The following is a 16462-nucleotide window of genomic DNA, read 5'->3' on the forward strand; positions in this document are numbered from 1 at the left end:
GACAAACCTGCGTCCTGTGTTTCGCAGCGGCATACGACACTAGTGAAGAAACATGCCACAATAGTGCTTTATATCTTCGAGTTGGGATTTATGAACAATACACTTGATCCGGATATCGCCGCCATGCAGCTCAGCGAGGGCGAAAAATGGGGGCTTCAGATTTACCGAAATTATTCGCGAGCTTTCGGAGAGCACCGAGTTAAGAGTTTCGTCGAGCAAGCCTCTCCATTCGAGACAGAAGTAAAGCTTTTCGAACAGGTTGCCGCTTTAGTGGTTTCCGAAGAGAGTCGTGTTATTCCGGTGATTGCCGCTGCATACGCGGATGACCGACTAAAGGAGATGTTTCAGCGCGAAATCCCGGAAGGCGTTCCTGGCGGAAGGAGCGCACTCATGTCCGGATTTGGCCCGTTGGCAAGATTTTCACAACGGATACAGCTGGCATTTGCCTTCGATTGGCTAAGCAAGGATCTACTCGTTGAGTTTGACCACATCCGAAAAGTTCGTAATGATCTATCGCATAAGTGGGATATTGAGCTACTTGAACAAAGGATGACGGAATTAATTGAAAAAAAACAGAAATCGTTCGAGGAACAGTTGGGCGATGGCGTGCGTCTTCCTGAGAACTTCTATTCGTCAATGCCGTCCTTAGATCGCTTTAGGGTTCGTGTCATTTGGTTACTCGGGCGGCTCACCTACGAGGCTCGCCTTTGGGTGCCCGCACTAAAGGCGGGCATCACGCCCGAGGAAGCTTTATATGGTCCTAACGCTCCGGTTATGTTGCGCGCGATAGCAGCAATATCGGTCGAGACCACAAAGAAGGTCGTGCGTTTATGAGGCCAGCAGCTCACCCTACTGGAAATCTATGATTGGCCGATTTTTGCCCGTCATGGAGGACAAAAATCGACGCTTTGCAGAACTCCGACGACGGCTGAAGTCAGCTCACTCGATCACTGAAACTTATCCACGATTGCCGTGGCGGTTCAATACTCATCTTCGACTACCATTATCACCGTCTGAACATCACTGTTGGGCCGTGTGCGTAGAAAATGTTTCAGGATGATCCGTAAGATAATTTTGGATGTTAAGTGCATTTCTATAAGCTCCATAATCCGCCGCGAAGAAACCACCTGCCCAAATCATTCCTGTCAAAGGGATCAAACCTATGAAGAATCCAAAAGGAGGAATCTTAACTGTCAATGCTATGGAAATAATACCTCCAGCCAAGAGGAGAAAGATTGCCACAACCAACCCAAACCAAGCTCCAAATTTATCTGCCTTGGTGATCTCGATGAATGGTGTTGAGGATCCAGGCTTGATTACTAAAAATCTGGCTATCTTGCGAATTTGCTCTCGATTCCAGTACCCTAGGCTGTCTAACTTAACCAGGGCAGCTATTCGTAAAGAGCTACCTCTTATACCTGATACGATCCGAAATACTTCCTGCTCAACCGAATCATCCATATATTTCTTGAGCTTACTATTGGCAGGGATTGCAGAGGTAAGAGTTGTCAATAGCTTATAACGCTTTTCAATAAAGTGTTTGTCGTGAAACTCTATGATCTGGTTCAGAGTGGAGATAGACTTAATTATCACTGCTACTAGTACACCAATGGCCGTCGCCACAGCCCCATCACTACTCAAAAGGGCTAAAATTTCCTGATACATTCTCGTTTCCTCGTAAAATCCGAAGACAGCACTCTGCCATCAATGTTGCGTGTTTTCCAGCCTTGACTAGCCCAAAGTTTCGTACGGGTACGATGACCGATTGTGGACATTTCACGCGTTAGCTCAACGACTGCGTTGGGGCGATTGTATTGAAAAAGTCGGTTTTCCTAGAACGCTCGAATATTGATGGATTAAAATACCTCCGCAGCATGCTGCTGCGTGAAATCCGAGTCCTGAACCTGTTGCCAAAAATTTAGATTTCCTTAGGCGCGAACGTTTCTAACTTGAATTCAAAGCCGACTTTTTCAACAGAATCGGTCGATAGCTGCCGTTCAAAGAGGATTGCTACAAAGCGCGTCTCTTAGGTGGCAATTGATTGGATAGATATTTGGTTTTAACTGGTGGTAATATGAATGCCACAAACGTAATCTGTAATAATTTCTTCAAGTAGTTCATGTTTGTGGCCGGAAATACCAATGGTGCCGGTATGTTTTATTTCTAACTGAGATCTTTTGCCATGATCGGTCAAAGTAAAACGGGCACGTTCGATGTGGGTATTATGTAGGGGAAAGTGCTTCTGCAAGTCATCAAGGGCATTTATACCACTGATCAGTTCCACATTGGCTGTGCTATGACTATCTAAAACCAAGTTCGATGCCAAAACTTTGGTAGAGGTGAGACCTAAAGTGCTGTGATTGGTGGCGAGATAATTTCCAAAATTTTTGATGTCTGTATTGATTGCGGCAGCGTAAAAATTCTGGCCGATTACAGATGACATCTTTTTGATCAGTGTGTTTACACTGCGTGATGGATTGCGAATGACTAAAATATAAACCTTGTTGGAACTTATAATAGACAGCTCTGTAACGATATACCTGGTTGAAATTAACTCTTGGGTATTTCCGAAGGGATCAGTAATTTTCTCCTTAGTAATAATACGTTCTATGAACTTCAGATCCACGTGTTCCGAAGAGAATGAAATCCCTTCAAATCCAGCCTGTCCATCACGTTCAAAGGGGAATCCTAAGAGTTTGTTGTAGGATATCTCTAATTCTTCAGGAAGGTTGATGCGTAGATATTTTATCTTAAGCATGAGTAACTCCTGAGGCTTTAGCGGAGACTTGATTTACAACTGTACGTGCTCGTGCTTCTAATTGTTGGAGAAAATGTTTTTCATCAGTGTAGCTCAATGCGGTGCGCCCAGTTGAGTATACCCCGATGGACTTATATTTGTAAGAACCTTTGGCTATGTACGAAAAGTCAACGCATGCAGCTGGATTGGCAAACTGAGCTTCACATTCGATCATGTCGCTGCCGACTTGTGGGTTTTGACACCTCCATACAATTTTCCAGATATAAAATCCTTTCTCGTAGAGGCTATGAAGTTCTTCTGACTGAAGTACTCCTTCGCCTTTCAATGAAGCCTTAGTAATATGAACCCCAAAATCAATTTCATCGTCATCATCCTGTGAAAATTCAGGATCTATCTTGTCAGTTGTTTTAGGGTGGTAAACATATACGTCGGTGACGTCGTGAAGGACGTTGTCCCCAATTTTATCAATCAAGGTCGTAAAAAATTCACTTCTTAATACCGGAGATTGAATGTGCTCCAAAGAGATTTCTGTGAACGATACTTCTGCTGAAGATTCTGCCTGGATCGCTTGTAATAGATCCTCTTTCCAACCGTTGGCATCTTCATTAAGAGGCGTTCGCAAAGTGAAACCGTCTTTATGAGGTTCAACTATAAGGACCGCTTCACGGTTGACAGTTTGACGGAGTTCGCTCTTCTCCAAGTGAAGTTTGGTATATTTTACAACAATTTCAATGTCGCCGTTAGGAAGTATGTTGCTATCTGCTGTGTTCCCTTCAGCATTGATTTTTTTACAAAGTTCTTGGGCTGCGTTTGTTAGTTCGTCTCTGGTAACCGTATTCGATATTTCGCAAGAAGTAGACTTTTCTCGTCTAGAGTTGCCACCTAGTGTTTCATAGAGAATTTGAAAGTCATGATAGCCGTGCGTCAAACGTGAAAAATATTCTGCCAAATCTTTTCTTTTGGTTTCTTTGGATATTAATATTCCCCGAGAAAAGAACAGGTCAAAAATTTCTTGGTTTGTTACCTTGGAGTTATTAATCGCATCAAAGATCGCTTTGTCACTGACGCTATACAAATTCCCGGTTTTCATTCAGCATCTCCAGCCGACGTCAGTGGCGGAAAATTTTTTCTGTGCCACCTCAACTATTTTTAGTTCTATCCGATCAAGTTTCTGGATTTTATAATGGTCGAATCCCCAATCTTGGGCATACATTAATTTTGCAGCCTCAAAATTGCTTCGCAGTGAATGGTCGGGTGCGTCATGGGCAATTCGCAGTCTGAGTGAGCAGTCGCGGTCAAGCATCTGAAAGTTTGACAATGTGTCAAGTAAGTAAATGAATTCTTTAACGGTGGCGCCAGAGCGATTGTAATAGACTACGAATCCATCTTGATGCCGATTTTCCAAAGATTTGGTTTTCTCGTTGTATTTCGTAATTGCTCCATGTTCAATTATTAAATAAGGCGCTGATAATAGCTCGATCGTTGCGGGGCGTGATTCTTTTGGTAGTTTTGTTTTGTGAAGCGTCAATTCGGGATAATAAAAGAAATACTCAGTTTCCGGAAACGTCCCCTCGGTATGTAGACTGGCAGAGTCGTTAACTATCGTGAGCATATAGTTTATTGTTTTGGGTTCGATAATATGGACAAGCTGTCCTTTGCTTATAGGCAAGTTGCTGATGTCGATTTTCCCTTGCGCTTTCTGGCCTTTGCTTTCAGGTACGCTGCGGAATATTTCAAAGAATTTTTTGTCGTAAGCACCATCGTGATTGTAGACGAACAGAAGTCCTCGAATGTCCGCGTCTTCGGTAAAACTGTACCTCGACTTCCATTCAGGGCTAGACCGAGCGCATTCGATAGTATTGCCTAGAGATTTTAATGCGTTGCGCACCATTGTTTTTGATATGGATTCAGATTGGTAACTTTTTAGATCCGTATTTAGCATCACTCGTTTTGCAGTGTACGGATCCACATAGCTGAGAACTACATCAACAGGGTGATTATGGGACTTGGGCGTTACATCGCCGCTTGTTTCTACGGGCAGTTCTTGGCCGACTTCAACGTCACTATTCTCTTCTCCTTTCTTTTTGCGGCGAGGTGGTGCGTGTTTTTCCACTTTAAGGCATTTAAAATTTTGATCTGCCAGTGGGAACTTCGTCCACTTGAACCACTTTACGAGATCGTTGGCAACAAGGTTTGCCATTTCTGCTATAGCTGATACTTCGCCGCCTGCCATGTCTAACTCCTTTTATAATGCGCGGTTATCCAATTTCACGAATTTTTGTGTGTCCATCTGATTATGTAAAGCCAACTTTGGACGGGCGGAATTTTCGATCAGGCCATGTTTCCCCCATTTAACGCTTCCACCCGAATGGCTTCACCTACGTCTGAGCGCGGGAACATGTCGGACTGTGAGTCAAATTGCCACTAAGAAGCGCCGGTTGCAAGCTGCTAGGCGCCTTTACTGAGGGCGATTAGGGTTGGATACCTGAATTACCCCGAAAAGGGTCGTCTTGGCCTTTCCTGCCGACACTTTGGGGTAAGTATGTCTGGAAAGCCACGTATGACGCTCCCTCGAATGGCGCGGAGGGAACAAGGACGTGGATATATCCATTGACCAGTAGGAATAAAGTCGTATGTGCCGCTGAACAGTTGATGCCTGGGGGCGGCGGCAATCGGGCTCACGCTGGGTTTCTGACTGACTGCTTCTGGCCGGTTTCTGTGAGTCCTGACAAGCGGTACTGCCAGGAACGGTCGGATTTTTAGTGGCCTGAGCAGGCTATTCTTAAGGCTAAGGGCATCCATGAACAAGGGGGATTGATGAAAGACCGTAGTCACGACGAGGCAATGGCCGAGCTTTTCCGGGTCGATCCGTCTTATGCGGCTGAACTGCTGGCGGAGGTTGTTCGTGACGGTGATGCGGATGAGTGGGTCATCCTAAACCTTCAGCTATCGGCTGCCTCAGCCATGAGAGAGGCAAGCTCGGACTCTTGAGCGGGCTCTGGCTTTGTCATGGCACTTTTCATGGTTGTTTTATTATTTCATCTCTAAATGTCCCGTAAAATAAGGACATTTCTGGTCAATTGATGATAGATCGGGAGTAAGGTTGATTCGCAACTATCTGTTTCTGTTGTAAAAACAAGATCAGATAGTGATGTTTTTACTACATCGTTAATGCATTCCTGGTGGCTCGCATCGCATTTGTGTGAGCGAGCCACATCGATACCCTGTCCGGTTAAGGCGTGCCGACATGGTATCGAGAATGCTCTGCGACCCAAGTGTCCGCATGATCTGTTTATCAGTCTCTTGCATATGAGAGCGTGGCTGCATCGTCCCGCATCAGCCCGCGTCCGATACCCAAGATACATAGTGTTTTTGAGGTCTGATCGGGATCCTGTGTTTTTGTCCCGTTTTGTGAAGTCTCCTCATGCCAACTGAAGTAGGGGACGATCCTGCCCGCTGAATATCCGACTGTGCTCCGGCGATATCACATTCTCTATGTCCCTTAGCGCCCCCGATCAATCTGCGTGCTTGTTGCCGCCGTGTGCAGCGATGAACATGGTCACGGCAGATCGGCAGTAGGATTCGATTTCGTTGTCGTCTTCAGCTCTCGCCTCATTGAAGCGCGCGATAATCAACAGGTCGGATCCTTTGATAAGCGCGGCAAACAAGCGAGCGGACTGATGAGGGTCGGGCACGTTCAAAACTGCCTTCGCATGTAACTGACGCAACAGAGCCTCGATCCGGGCGATGACATGGGCGGGGCCGACTTCGTATTGGCGCTGGCTTAGTGCCTTTTGATTGGTCTTGTCGGCCATGATCATGGCTTCGACACTCCGGACATCCGGGCTTAACAGCGTGCGAAGCAGGGATGAACCCACCGCCATGAGCTGGTCTTCGGCCGAACCCTCGCAGCCTTCAAAAAGGGCCTGTGGTGCAAATTGGTGGCAGCGGGCCGCAATGGCTGCACTGAACAGCGCCTCCTTGTTCTCGAAGTGCCGATAGATGCTTAGCTTGGATATTTTCGCCCGCTGGGCGACCTTGTCCATGGTCGTAGCTTGAAAACCCAATTCCACGAAGAGGTCAAACGCTGCTGTGACGATGGTCTCGCCAAGCGTTTCGTTGGTGGGGCGGCCACGCCGGTTCTGACTGCTTTCGGTCATAAAATTCCAGTACTTGACAGTATCTTAATTGCTGAATTATGGTACCTTTCAGTATCTTAATTATGCAACCCAATGTCCCTTCAGCCATAGCGCGGAGCCCATCACCATGAACGACGTCATTATCATTGGCGGCAGCTTTGCCGGTCTCGCCGCCGCCTTGCAGCTTGGCCGTGCCCGCCGCAAGGTCATCGTTCTCGATACCGGTCTGCCGCGCAACCGATTTGCTGGCCACTCGCACGGGTTGCTCGGCCACGATCACAAACCGCCTCTGGACATTTTGGCCGAGGCTCGGGATCAGTTGGTGCGTTATCCCACGGTCAAGCTCGTCGTTGCCCGGGCCGAAGAAGTGTCTGGTGCCATCGACGATTTCTGCGTCCTGACTGACGATAACGAAAGCCTGAGGGCACGCCGCCTGATTCTGAGCTATGGCGTCGCCGACCAGATGCCTAATGTTCCAGGCTTTGCCGAAAATTGGGGCACGTCCATCGTACCCTGCCCCTACTGCGACGGTTTTGAAGTCGCCGACCAGCATTGGGGCCTCGTATGGTCCGGCCCGCAGTCGCACAACTATGTCAGGCTTTACCACGACTGGACCGACGCGTTGACGGTTTTCGCCGATGGTCACGATATACCGCCCGACATCCAGGCCGATCTGTCACGCCGCCATGTACGTGTTATCGATGCTCGGATCACCGAAATCGTCCAGCACGGGAGTCATGGTGCCACCGTCAAGCTCGGTACCAGTCCCGATGTCGCGGTCGACATCCTGTTCGCGCATCCGCGCAACAAGCCGTCAGCAAGCCTGCATGAATCACTGGGCCTCGCCACCGTTAATACGCCCTTCGGCATTGCCCTTAAGGTTGACGAGCGTCGCGAAACCAGCGTGCCAGGCATCTACGCCGCAGGCGACCTGGCGAACCCTCTCATGGCCTCCGTCACTCTGGCGATATCGCACGGAGCGACGGCAGGTATCTCCGCCCAGCAGTCGATGCTGGTTTGAGCGCGTAGATTCTTTCCAGAACGAGGAAACGTCATGACAGAGCAAAATGCTTATCAGTCGCTGACTGGAATGGCCAAAGCGGGGAGTACTGGGCGGCCAATCAAGTTCGGCTCGACGCCATGATGGCGACGTTCGGCCAGGCGGCGATAGAAGCCGCCGCGCCCGCGACGGGGGAGCAGGTGCTTGACGTTGGCTGTGGCGCGGGCGCGTCGAGTCTGGCGCTGGCTGACCACGTAGGTGCGGGCGGTCATGTGTTAGGCGTGGACATATCTGAACCGCTGATTTGCCGAGCCCGCGCGCTTGCACCACAGGATACTTCGGCCCAGTTCCGGGTGGCCGACGCCAGCAGCGCCGAGCTACCCGATTTTTGGTTTTGGTCCTGGCAGTTTCCGGCAGCTTCGTGCATCGGCTAGCGCCGTACTTACTTAGCATGATGCGGGATATTGACTGAGTCAAAAGCCATGCCCGGTGCCTGACAGTATTGGACTTTAACAGGTTACTCAGATGGGCGTTGCGATCGTGCAGTGACGCCAGTTGGCTTATTACTGGAAACTAACGGCCAAACAGTCATTCAACACTCTACAAAGTCAGGGGCGATTCACTCACCGGCCAGGAGCCTTTCATGGAACTGCATATTTCCGATGTCTCTGACTGGGCGCTATTCAATGCTATTGCCGCGACGCTGGAGCAGGGGTTGGGTGGCGAGTGGCTGGTGAAAGCGGATGGGTTGGATCAGCGCTATTGGGATCTGGCGGTGGAGGGTGGGGTGATGACCCTGCATCTGGAGCATTATCTGGGCATCATGCTGCTCGTCGAAAATGAACCCGCTAATCCTGACCTTGATGCGCGGTTGATGGCCAAGGCCGGTCGGGTGCTGGAACCTTATCTCAGCGCCTAGCCGTCATCGCCCGGTTTACCTGTCTGCAAGGTGTTGCCGCTAAGGCCTGAGCGACCCAAGCCGCTTTTCGCCCTTATCTTTCCCCAAATGCAGGTGTATCGTATTCGCCCCCGCGCGCCGGCCCTCCGGACGCGCTCCCGCAGTCGTTTCGAGGTCTTCGCTTTATGTCCTTCACCCGTCGCCAACTCCTCACAGGTATCGCTGGCCTTGCCGTGGTCGGTCTGGGTGCAGGTGGGGCTTCGCGGTACTGGCTGGGGCGCAGGGAGTCGGAAGCCGGTTCGGATTACGTGCTGATTGCCGCGCCGCTGGATGTTGAACTGGTGCCCGGCCACAAGACGCCTGCCTGGGCGTTCGGTGGTTCTGCGCCGGGGACGGAGTTGCGGGTGCGGCAGGGTGAGTGGTTGCGGTTGCGGTTCATCAATCAGTTGCCTGTCGAGACGACCATTCACTGGCATGGCATTCGGTTGCCGCTGGAGATGGACGGTGTGCCGTATGTTTCGCAGTTGCCGGTCAAGCCGGGTGAGTATTTCGATTACAAGTTCCGGGTGCCGGACGCCGGCAGCTACTGGTATCACCCGCACGTCAGCAGCAGCGAAGAGCTGGGGCGTGGGCTGGTCGGGCCGTTGATCGTTGAAGAGCGCGAGCCGACCGGTTTCAGGCACGAGCGCACGGTCAGTCTGAAAAGCTGGCACGTGGACGAAGAGGGCGCGTTCACCGAGTTCAGCGTGTTGCGCGAGGCCGCGCGCGAGGGGACGGCGGGGCGGCTGTCGACGTTGAACGGAATTCCGCAGGCGGTCATCGAGTTGCCCGCCGGGCAGATTACCCGCGTGCGGCTGCTCAATCTCGACAATACCGTGACCTATCGCCTCAATCTGCCAGATGCCGAGGCGCAGATTTATGCGCTGGATGGCAATCCGGTGACGCCGCGTCCGTTTGGCGATGAATACTGGCTTGGGCCTGGCATGCGGATCTGTCTGGCGATCAAGGCTCCAGTGGCTGGCGAAGAGATCTCGCTGCGCAACGGACCGGTGCGGCTGGGTACGTTTCGTTCGGTCGCCAATCATGACGCGCCGGGCGAATGGCCGCCGGAGTTGCCGGCCAATCCGGTCGCTGAGCCGGATCTGGAGAACGCCGAGAAGATCAATTTCAATGTCGAGTGGGTGGGTTCGGTGTCGGCCAACACCGATAACGGCAAGCCGCCGAGCCTGTGGCAGATCAACGGCGAAGCCTGGGACATCACCGACAAGACCTGTGCGGATCGGCCGATTGCCAAACTGAAGCTGGGTCAGAGTTATATTTTCGAATTGAAGAACATGACCCAGTACCAGCACCCTATTCACCTGCATGGCATGAGTTTCAAGGTGATCGCGTCCAATCGACGCAAGATCATCCCTTACTTTACCGATACTTTCCTGCTGGGTCGCAACGAGCGGGCACGGGTGGCTCTGGTCGCCGATAACCCTGGCGTGTGGATGTTTCACTGCCACGTGATCGACCACATGGAAACCGGTCTAATGGCCGCCATCGAGGTGTCGTGATGAGGCAGCCGCAAATCATCGACCGCAGCAACGACCAGTACTTCATGCGCGAGGCGCTGGCGCTCGCTGCACAAGGTGCCTTGTTGGGCGAGGTGCCGGTAGGTGCAGTCGTGGTGCAGAACGGCGAGATCATCGGCCGTGGTTATAACTGTCCGATCAGTGGCAGCGACCCCAGTGCCCATGCCGAAATGGTTGCCATCAGGGATGCTGCCAAAACCGTGGACAACTATCGTCTGCCCGGCAGCACGCTGTATGTGACGCTTGAGCCGTGCAGCATGTGCGCGGGCCTGATCGTGCATTCCCGCGTGGCACGCGTGGTCTACGGCGCGCTTGAGCCCAAGGCGGGCATCGTGCAGAGCCAGGGGCAGTTTTTCAGCCAGGCGTTTCTCAACCATCGCGTGCTGGTTGAAGGCGGCGTGCTGGGCGAGGAGTGTGGTGTGATGCTGAGCGAGTTCTTCAGGATGCGACGTGCTGCCAAGGATGCGCAGAAAGGTAAGGCTTAGAGCGCGCTCTTGTCGTCGCTGGCGGCAGGTTCGGGCGTTGAGTCTGATGTGGGTTTGGTTTTGTCTACACCGGGCACATGCAGATTGCCCTCTGCGACCTGATTGCCTTCCAGCTGCGGCTGCGTGACCCAGGTCAGGATGTCGTAATAACGCCGGATGTTGGCAACGAAATGCACCGGTTCGCCGCCACGGGCATAACCGTAACGTGTTTTGCTGTACCACTTTTTCTGCGAGAGGCGCGGCAGCATTTTTTTCACGTCGAGCCATTTATTGGGGTTCAGGCCCTCGTTTTCCGCGAGTTTACGCGCATCTTCCAGATGGCCGCTGCCCACGTTGTAGGACGCAAGAGCCAGCCAGGTGCGATCTGGCTCTTCTATCTTGTCATCCAGTTGTTCCTTCACGTAGGCAAAGTACTTGGCTCCGCCCTGAATGCTTTGTCGAGCGTCCAGCCGGTTGGTCACGCCCATGGCCTGCGCGGTGTTCTGGGTCAGCATCATCAGGCCGCGCACGCCGGTCTTGGAGGTTACGGCCGGCTGCCACATGGATTCCTGATAGCCGATGGCTGCCAGCAGGCGCCAGTCCACCTGTTCTTTCTTGGCGGACGTCTGGAAATGCTTCTCGTACTTTGGCAGGCGTTCCTGCAAATGCTGGGCGAAGGTATACGCACCGACATAGCCAAGAACGTCGACATGGCCGTAATAGCGGTCTTTCAGGCGCTGCAGGGTGCCGTTCTTTTCGACCTTGTCCAGATAAGCGTTTATTTCGTTGAGCAGGCTGTTGTCTTCGCCAGGACCGACAGCCCAGCGCTGCTCGCGGGCTTCGCCCAGGTCGAACGCGACGCGCACATTGGGGAAGTAGACCTGGTTCATCGCCAGTTCGTTGGAATCGACCAGCGTGAGGTCGATCTGGCCTTCATCGACCATGCGCAGCAGATCGACGACTTCTACCGCGTCGGATTCTTCGTATTCAATGCCTGGATTCTGCACTTTCAACGCGGCGAGCTGCTCGGCATGGCTGCTGCCTTTGAGCACGACGATACGTTTGCCGACCAGATCACCCGCATCGGTCGGGCGTGACTGGCCGTTGCGGTAGACGACCTGCGGCGTGACTTCGAGGTAAGAGTGGGAGAAACGGGCCTGCTGCCTGCGCTTTTCCGTGTCGATCAGACCGGCGGCGCCCAATACCGGGCCTCCCGGCTTGTTCATCTGGTCGAAAAGATCGTCCAGGTTGTCGGCGGTTTCGATCTTCAATTCCACGCCCAGATCTTCGGCAAAGCGCTTCACCAGCTCGTATTCGAAGCCGGTTTCACCGTTGCGATCCTGGAAGTAGGTGGCCGGACTGTTGCGGGTGACCACGCGCAGCACGCCGTCCTCCTTGACTCGCTCCAGTGTGTTGGGTTTATCCACACAGGCGCTGAGCATCAGGAGGAGTCCGGTTGCGATGAGCCACTTGGCGCAACGAGTGCGGAAATCGGGTCTGAAGAACATCGGTGCAGTATACGCAAAGCGCACCGGGCGCCATATCTCGACAGCGATGCTTGCGTCTGATAGGCAACGGCATTTTGATAGCATTTGTCGCGTTTTCGACGGTGGCGTGACATTCGGGCGCATGGAATGCTGCCGTTTTGGGTGATCAACGTCCCAGTTTAGGCTAGAATACGCGGCCTCAAAGCACACCCCCTTCCCGAGGCTGTCCCGAAGATGTTGATCCTGCGCGGTGCTCCTGCCCTTTCTGCCTTCCGCCACAGCAAATTACTAGAACAACTGAAACAAAAAGTTTCAGCTGTCAGTGGCTTGTACGCTGAATTCGCTCACTTCGCCGACGTCACTGACGCTCTGTCCAGCGAAGAACAGCAGGTTCTCGACCGTCTCCTGAAATACGGCCCAAGCGTGCCGGTTCAAGAGCCGAGTGGCCGCCTGTTTCTGGTGTTGCCACGGTTTGGCACCATTTCGCCATGGTCGAGCAAGGCCAGCGATATCGCTCGCAACTGCGGCCTGGCGAAGATTCAGCGCATCGAGCGCGGGATTGCCTTTTATGTAGAAGGCCAGTTCAGCGAGGCCGAGGCTCAGTCCATCGCTGACAGCCTGCACGACCGCATGACTCAACTGGTTCTGGGCGACCATGAACAGGCCGCCGGTCTGTTCAGCCATGCTCAGCCCAAGCCGTTGACGGCCATTGATATCCTGGGTGGCGGTCGCGCTGCGCTGGAGAAGGCCAACGTCGAGCTGGGTCTGGCCCTGGCCGAGGACGAAATCGACTATCTGGTCACCAGCTTCAACGGGTTGGGTCGCAACCCGCATGACATCGAACTGATGATGTTTGCCCAGGCCAACTCTGAGCACTGCCGCCACAAGATTTTCAACGCCAGTTGGGACATCGACGGCCAGAGCCAGGAAAAAAGCCTGTTCGGCATGATCAAGAACACCTATCAGATGCACAGCGAAGGCGTCCTGTCTGCTTATAAGGACAACGCTTCGGTGATCGTCGGCAACGTCGCCGGTCGCTTCTTCCCCGATCCGGAAACCCGCCAGTACGGCGCGGTGCAGGAGCCGGTGCACATTCTGATGAAGGTCGAGACGCACAACCACCCGACCGCGATTGCTCCGTTCCCTGGCGCATCGACCGGTTCCGGCGGCGAGATCCGCGACGAAGGTGCAACCGGTCGCGGCGCCAAGCCAAAGGCTGGCCTCACGGGTTTCACCGTTTCCAACCTGCAGATTCCGGGCTTCGTGCAACCCTGGGAGAAGCCTTACGGCAAGCCCGAGCGCATCGTGACCGCGCTGGACATCATGATTGAAGGCCCGCTGGGTGGCGCGGCGTTCAACAACGAGTTCGGCCGTCCGGCGTTGACCGGTTACTTCCGTACCTTCGAGCAATCCATTACCACACCGCACGGTGATGAAGTCCGCGGTTACCACAAGCCGATCATGCTGGCTGGCGGTATGGGCAACATTCGCGAAGACCATGTCCAGAAGGGCGAGATCACGGTCGGTTCCAAGCTGATCGTGCTGGGCGGTCCGGCCATGCTGATCGGTCTGGGCGGCGGTGCTGCTTCATCGATGGCGACCGGCACCAGTTCTGCCGATCTGGATTTTGCTTCGGTTCAGCGTGAAAACCCTGAAATGGAGCGTCGTTGCCAAGAGGTCATCGACCGTTGCTGGCAGCTGGGTGACCGTAACCCGATCAGCTTCATCCATGACGTGGGTGCCGGTGGTCTTTCCAACGCCTTCCCTGAGCTGGTCAACGATGGCGGTCGTGGCGGTCGTTTCGAACTGCGCAACGTGCCAAACGACGAGCCGGGCATGGCCCCGCTGGAAATCTGGAGCAACGAATCCCAGGAGCGTTACGTTCTGGCCGTCGGCGTTGAAGACTTCGAACGCTTCAAGGCGATCTGCGAGCGCGAGCGCTGCCCGTTCGCCGTGGTGGGCGAAGCGACTGCCGAGCCACAACTGACCGTGACCGACAGCCATTTCGGCAACAACCCGGTGGACATGCCGCTGGAAGTGTTGCTGGGCAAGGCACCGCGCATGCACCGTTCGGTCGAGCGTGAAGCCGAGATGGGCGACGATTTCGACCCGAGCACGCTGGATATCGAAGAAAGCGTTCAACGCGTTCTGCGTCATCCGGCGGTTGCCAGCAAGAGCTTTTTGATCACCATCGGCGACCGCAGCATCACAGGCCTTGTGGCTCGCGATCAGATGGTCGGTCCGTGGCAGGTTCCTGTCGCTGACTGCGCCGTGACTGCCACCAGCTTCGACGTCAACACCGGCGAAGCGATGGCCATGGGCGAGCGGACTCCGCTGGCGTTGCTGGATGCTCCGGCATCGGGCCGCATGGCCATCGGCGAAACCCTGACCAACATTGCTGCCTCGCGCATCGAGAAGCTGTCCGACATCAAACTGTCGGCCAACTGGATGTCGGCGGCCGGTCACCCTGGTGAAGACGCACGTTTGTACGACACCGTGAAAGCGGTGGGTATGGAGCTGTGCCCCGAGCTGGGCCTGACCATTCCGGTGGGCAAGGACTCCATGTCCATGAAGACCCGCTGGAGCGACGACAGCGAAGAGAAGAGTGTGACTTCGCCGTTGTCGCTGATCGTGACCGGCTTCGCGCCTGTGGTGGATATTCGCAAGACCCTGACTCCAGAGCTGCGCATGGACAAGGGCATCACTGATCTGATCCTGATCGATCTGGGTCGTGGTCAGAACCGCATGGGCGCGTCCATTCTTGCCCAGACTCACGGCAAGCTGGGCCGCCTGGCCCCGGACGTCGATGACGCTGAAGACCTCAAGGCGTTCTTCGCCGTGGTTCAGGGTCTGAATGCCGACGGCCACATCCTGTCTTACCACGACCGTTCCGACGGTGGCCTGTTGGTCAGCACTCTGGAAATGGCCTTTGCCGGTCATTGCGGCCTGAAACTGCACCTCGACGGTCTGGCTGACAACGCTTCCGAACTGAACGAGATTCTGTTCAACGAAGAGCTGGGGGCAGTCATCCAGGTTCGTCAGGACGCCACGCCGCTGGTGCTGGCTCAGTTCAGCGCGGCCGGTCTGGCAGATTGTGTGTCGGTCATCGGCCAGCCGGTGAACAACGATGAAGTCGTCATCAGCTTCGCGGGCGAGCCGGTATTCATGGGGCAACGCCGTCTGCTGCAGCGTCAGTGGGCCGAGACCAGCTACCAGATCCAGCGCCTTCGCGACAACGCCGAATGCGCCGATCAGGAATTCGACGCACTGCTGGAAGAAGATAATCCAGGCCTGACCGTCAAGCTGGGCTTCGACGTCAACGAGGACATCGCCGCGCCTTACATCAAGACCGGTGTGCGTCCTCAGGTGGCTGTGCTGCGTGAGCAAGGCGTCAATGGTCAGGTCGAAATGGCCGCTGCGTTTGATCGCGCAGGCTTCAATGCCATCGATGTGCACATGAGCGACATTCTGGCCGGTCGTGTCGATCTGAACGACTTCAAGGGCATGGTTGCCTGTGGTGGCTTCTCTTACGGTGACGTACTGGGTGCCGGTGAGGGCTGGGCCAAATCGGCGCTGTTCAACAGCCGTGCCCGCGATGCGTTCCAGAGCTTCTTCGAGCGTACCGACAGCTTCACCCTGGGCGTGTGCAACGGTTGCCAGATGCTGTCCAACCTGCACGAACTGATTCCAGGCAGCGAGTTCTGGCCGCACTTCGTCCGTAACCGCTCCGAGCAGTTCGAAGCACGCGTTGCGATGGTGCAGATCCAGGAATCGCCGTCGATCTTCCTGCAGGGGATGGCCGGTTCGCGCATGCCGATCGCCATCGCTCACGGCGAGGGCCACGCGGAATTCCGCAATGCTGACGCACTGCTGGAAGCTGATGTGTCCGGAACGGTCGCGCTGCGTTTCGTGGACAACCATGGCAAGGTCACCGAAACCTACCCGGCCAACCCGAACGGTTCGCCGCGCGGTATCGGTGGTCTGACCACCCTCGACGGTCGCGTCACCATCATGATGCCGCACCCTGAGCGTGTGTTCCGCGCCGTGCAGAACTCGTGGCGTCCTGAGGACTGGAACGAAGATGGCGCGTGGATGCGCATGTTCCGTAACGCCCGCGCCTGGGTCAACTGAGGCGGGCT

At 54.2% G+C, this 16462-nt stretch carries 15 protein-coding genes; 8 read left to right on the forward strand and 7 right to left on the reverse strand.

The annotated features are described in order from the left end of the window. Nucleotides 1–90 precede the first annotated feature (90 nt). Nucleotides 91–834 carry a hypothetical protein gene (locus tag JTJ32_RS00675; protein WP_210040397.1) on the forward strand — a complete coding sequence of 248 codons (744 nt, stop codon included), beginning with the start codon at nt 91–93 and terminating at the stop codon, nt 832–834. A 186-nt stretch (nt 835–1020) separates the two neighbouring features. Here the strand turns inward: JTJ32_RS00675 and JTJ32_RS00680 are convergent, their stop codons facing one another. From JTJ32_RS00680 to JTJ32_RS00695, 4 genes are all read right to left on the reverse strand, one after another. Next, nucleotides 1021–1665 carry a hypothetical protein gene (locus JTJ32_RS00680; RefSeq protein ID WP_210040399.1) on the reverse strand — a complete coding sequence of 215 codons (645 nt, stop codon included), beginning with the start codon at nt 1663–1665 and terminating at the stop codon, nt 1021–1023. Nucleotides 1666–2059: 394 nt separating this feature from the next. Further along, a complete protein-coding gene (locus JTJ32_RS00685) occupies nt 2060–2758 on the reverse strand; it encodes a hypothetical protein (protein WP_210040401.1) in 699 nt (232 codons plus the stop codon). Next, on the reverse strand, nt 2751–3848 hold the full coding sequence (locus JTJ32_RS00690) for a hypothetical protein (protein WP_210040402.1): 1098 nt from the start codon (nt 3846–3848) through the stop codon (nt 2751–2753). Before JTJ32_RS00690 ends, JTJ32_RS00685 begins: the two co-directional genes overlap by 8 nt. Further along, nucleotides 3849–4991, reverse strand: a complete 1143-nt coding sequence (locus tag JTJ32_RS00695) for a PD-(D/E)XK nuclease domain-containing protein (protein ID WP_210040404.1) — start codon at nt 4989–4991, stop codon at nt 3849–3851. It abuts the gene before it with no gap. A gap of 584 nt (nt 4992–5575) precedes the next feature. Between JTJ32_RS00695 and JTJ32_RS00700 the strand changes: the two genes are divergently transcribed. Beyond that, nucleotides 5576–5749, forward strand: coding sequence for a hypothetical protein (locus JTJ32_RS00700; RefSeq protein ID WP_210040406.1), 174 nt, complete (start codon nt 5576–5578; stop codon nt 5747–5749). Between the two features lie 524 nt (nt 5750–6273). On the opposite strand, the gene JTJ32_RS00705 is transcribed toward JTJ32_RS00700, so the two are convergent. Continuing rightward, on the reverse strand, nt 6274–6918 hold the full coding sequence (locus tag JTJ32_RS00705; protein ID WP_184318836.1) for a TetR/AcrR family transcriptional regulator: 645 nt from the start codon (nt 6916–6918) through the stop codon (nt 6274–6276). A gap of 106 nt (nt 6919–7024) precedes the next feature. Between JTJ32_RS00705 and JTJ32_RS00710 the strand changes: the two genes are divergently transcribed. Beyond that, on the forward strand, nt 7025–7918 hold the full coding sequence (locus tag JTJ32_RS00710; RefSeq protein WP_210040408.1) for an NAD(P)/FAD-dependent oxidoreductase: 894 nt from the start codon (nt 7025–7027) through the stop codon (nt 7916–7918). A gap of 53 nt (nt 7919–7971) precedes the next feature. Here the strand turns inward: JTJ32_RS00710 and JTJ32_RS26565 are convergent, their stop codons facing one another. Beyond that, a complete protein-coding gene (locus JTJ32_RS26565) occupies nt 7972–8169 on the reverse strand; it encodes a hypothetical protein (protein ID WP_328823954.1) in 198 nt (65 codons plus the stop codon). Here JTJ32_RS26565 and JTJ32_RS00715 point away from each other — a divergent pair. From JTJ32_RS00715 to tadA, 4 genes are all read left to right on the forward strand, one after another. Continuing rightward, complete coding sequence (locus JTJ32_RS00715; protein ID WP_328823953.1) at nt 8098–8331, forward strand: methyltransferase domain-containing protein; 234 nt, start codon at nt 8098–8100, stop codon at nt 8329–8331. The two genes, JTJ32_RS26565 and JTJ32_RS00715, sit on opposite strands and share 72 nt — an antisense overlap. Before the next feature lie 209 nt (nt 8332–8540). Continuing rightward, on the forward strand, nt 8541–8816 hold the full coding sequence (locus tag JTJ32_RS00720; RefSeq protein WP_210040410.1) for a DUF3630 family protein: 276 nt from the start codon (nt 8541–8543) through the stop codon (nt 8814–8816). A gap of 164 nt (nt 8817–8980) precedes the next feature. Beyond that, complete coding sequence (locus JTJ32_RS00725) at nt 8981–10354, forward strand: multicopper oxidase family protein (protein ID WP_210040414.1); 1374 nt, start codon at nt 8981–8983, stop codon at nt 10352–10354. Beyond that, on the forward strand, nt 10354–10857 hold the full coding sequence (gene tadA, locus JTJ32_RS00730; RefSeq protein ID WP_099229639.1) for a tRNA adenosine(34) deaminase TadA: 504 nt from the start codon (nt 10354–10356) through the stop codon (nt 10855–10857). Before JTJ32_RS00725 ends, tadA begins: the two co-directional genes overlap by 1 nt. Here tadA and mltF read toward each other — a convergent pair. Next, nucleotides 10854–12344: a membrane-bound lytic murein transglycosylase MltF gene (mltF, locus tag JTJ32_RS00735; protein ID WP_184318852.1), complete on the reverse strand. Its 1491-nt coding sequence runs from the start codon at nt 12342–12344 to the stop codon at nt 10854–10856. The two genes, tadA and mltF, sit on opposite strands and share 4 nt — an antisense overlap. A gap of 213 nt (nt 12345–12557) precedes the next feature. On the opposite strand from mltF, the gene purL reads away from it, so the two are divergent. Beyond that, complete coding sequence (purL, locus tag JTJ32_RS00740; protein WP_210040416.1) at nt 12558–16454, forward strand: phosphoribosylformylglycinamidine synthase; 3897 nt, start codon at nt 12558–12560, stop codon at nt 16452–16454. Nucleotides 16455–16462 lie beyond the last annotated feature (8 nt).

This window comes from Pseudomonas alliivorans (assembly GCF_017826695.1).
Taxonomy (GTDB): domain Bacteria; phylum Pseudomonadota; class Gammaproteobacteria; order Pseudomonadales; family Pseudomonadaceae; genus Aquipseudomonas; species Aquipseudomonas alliivorans.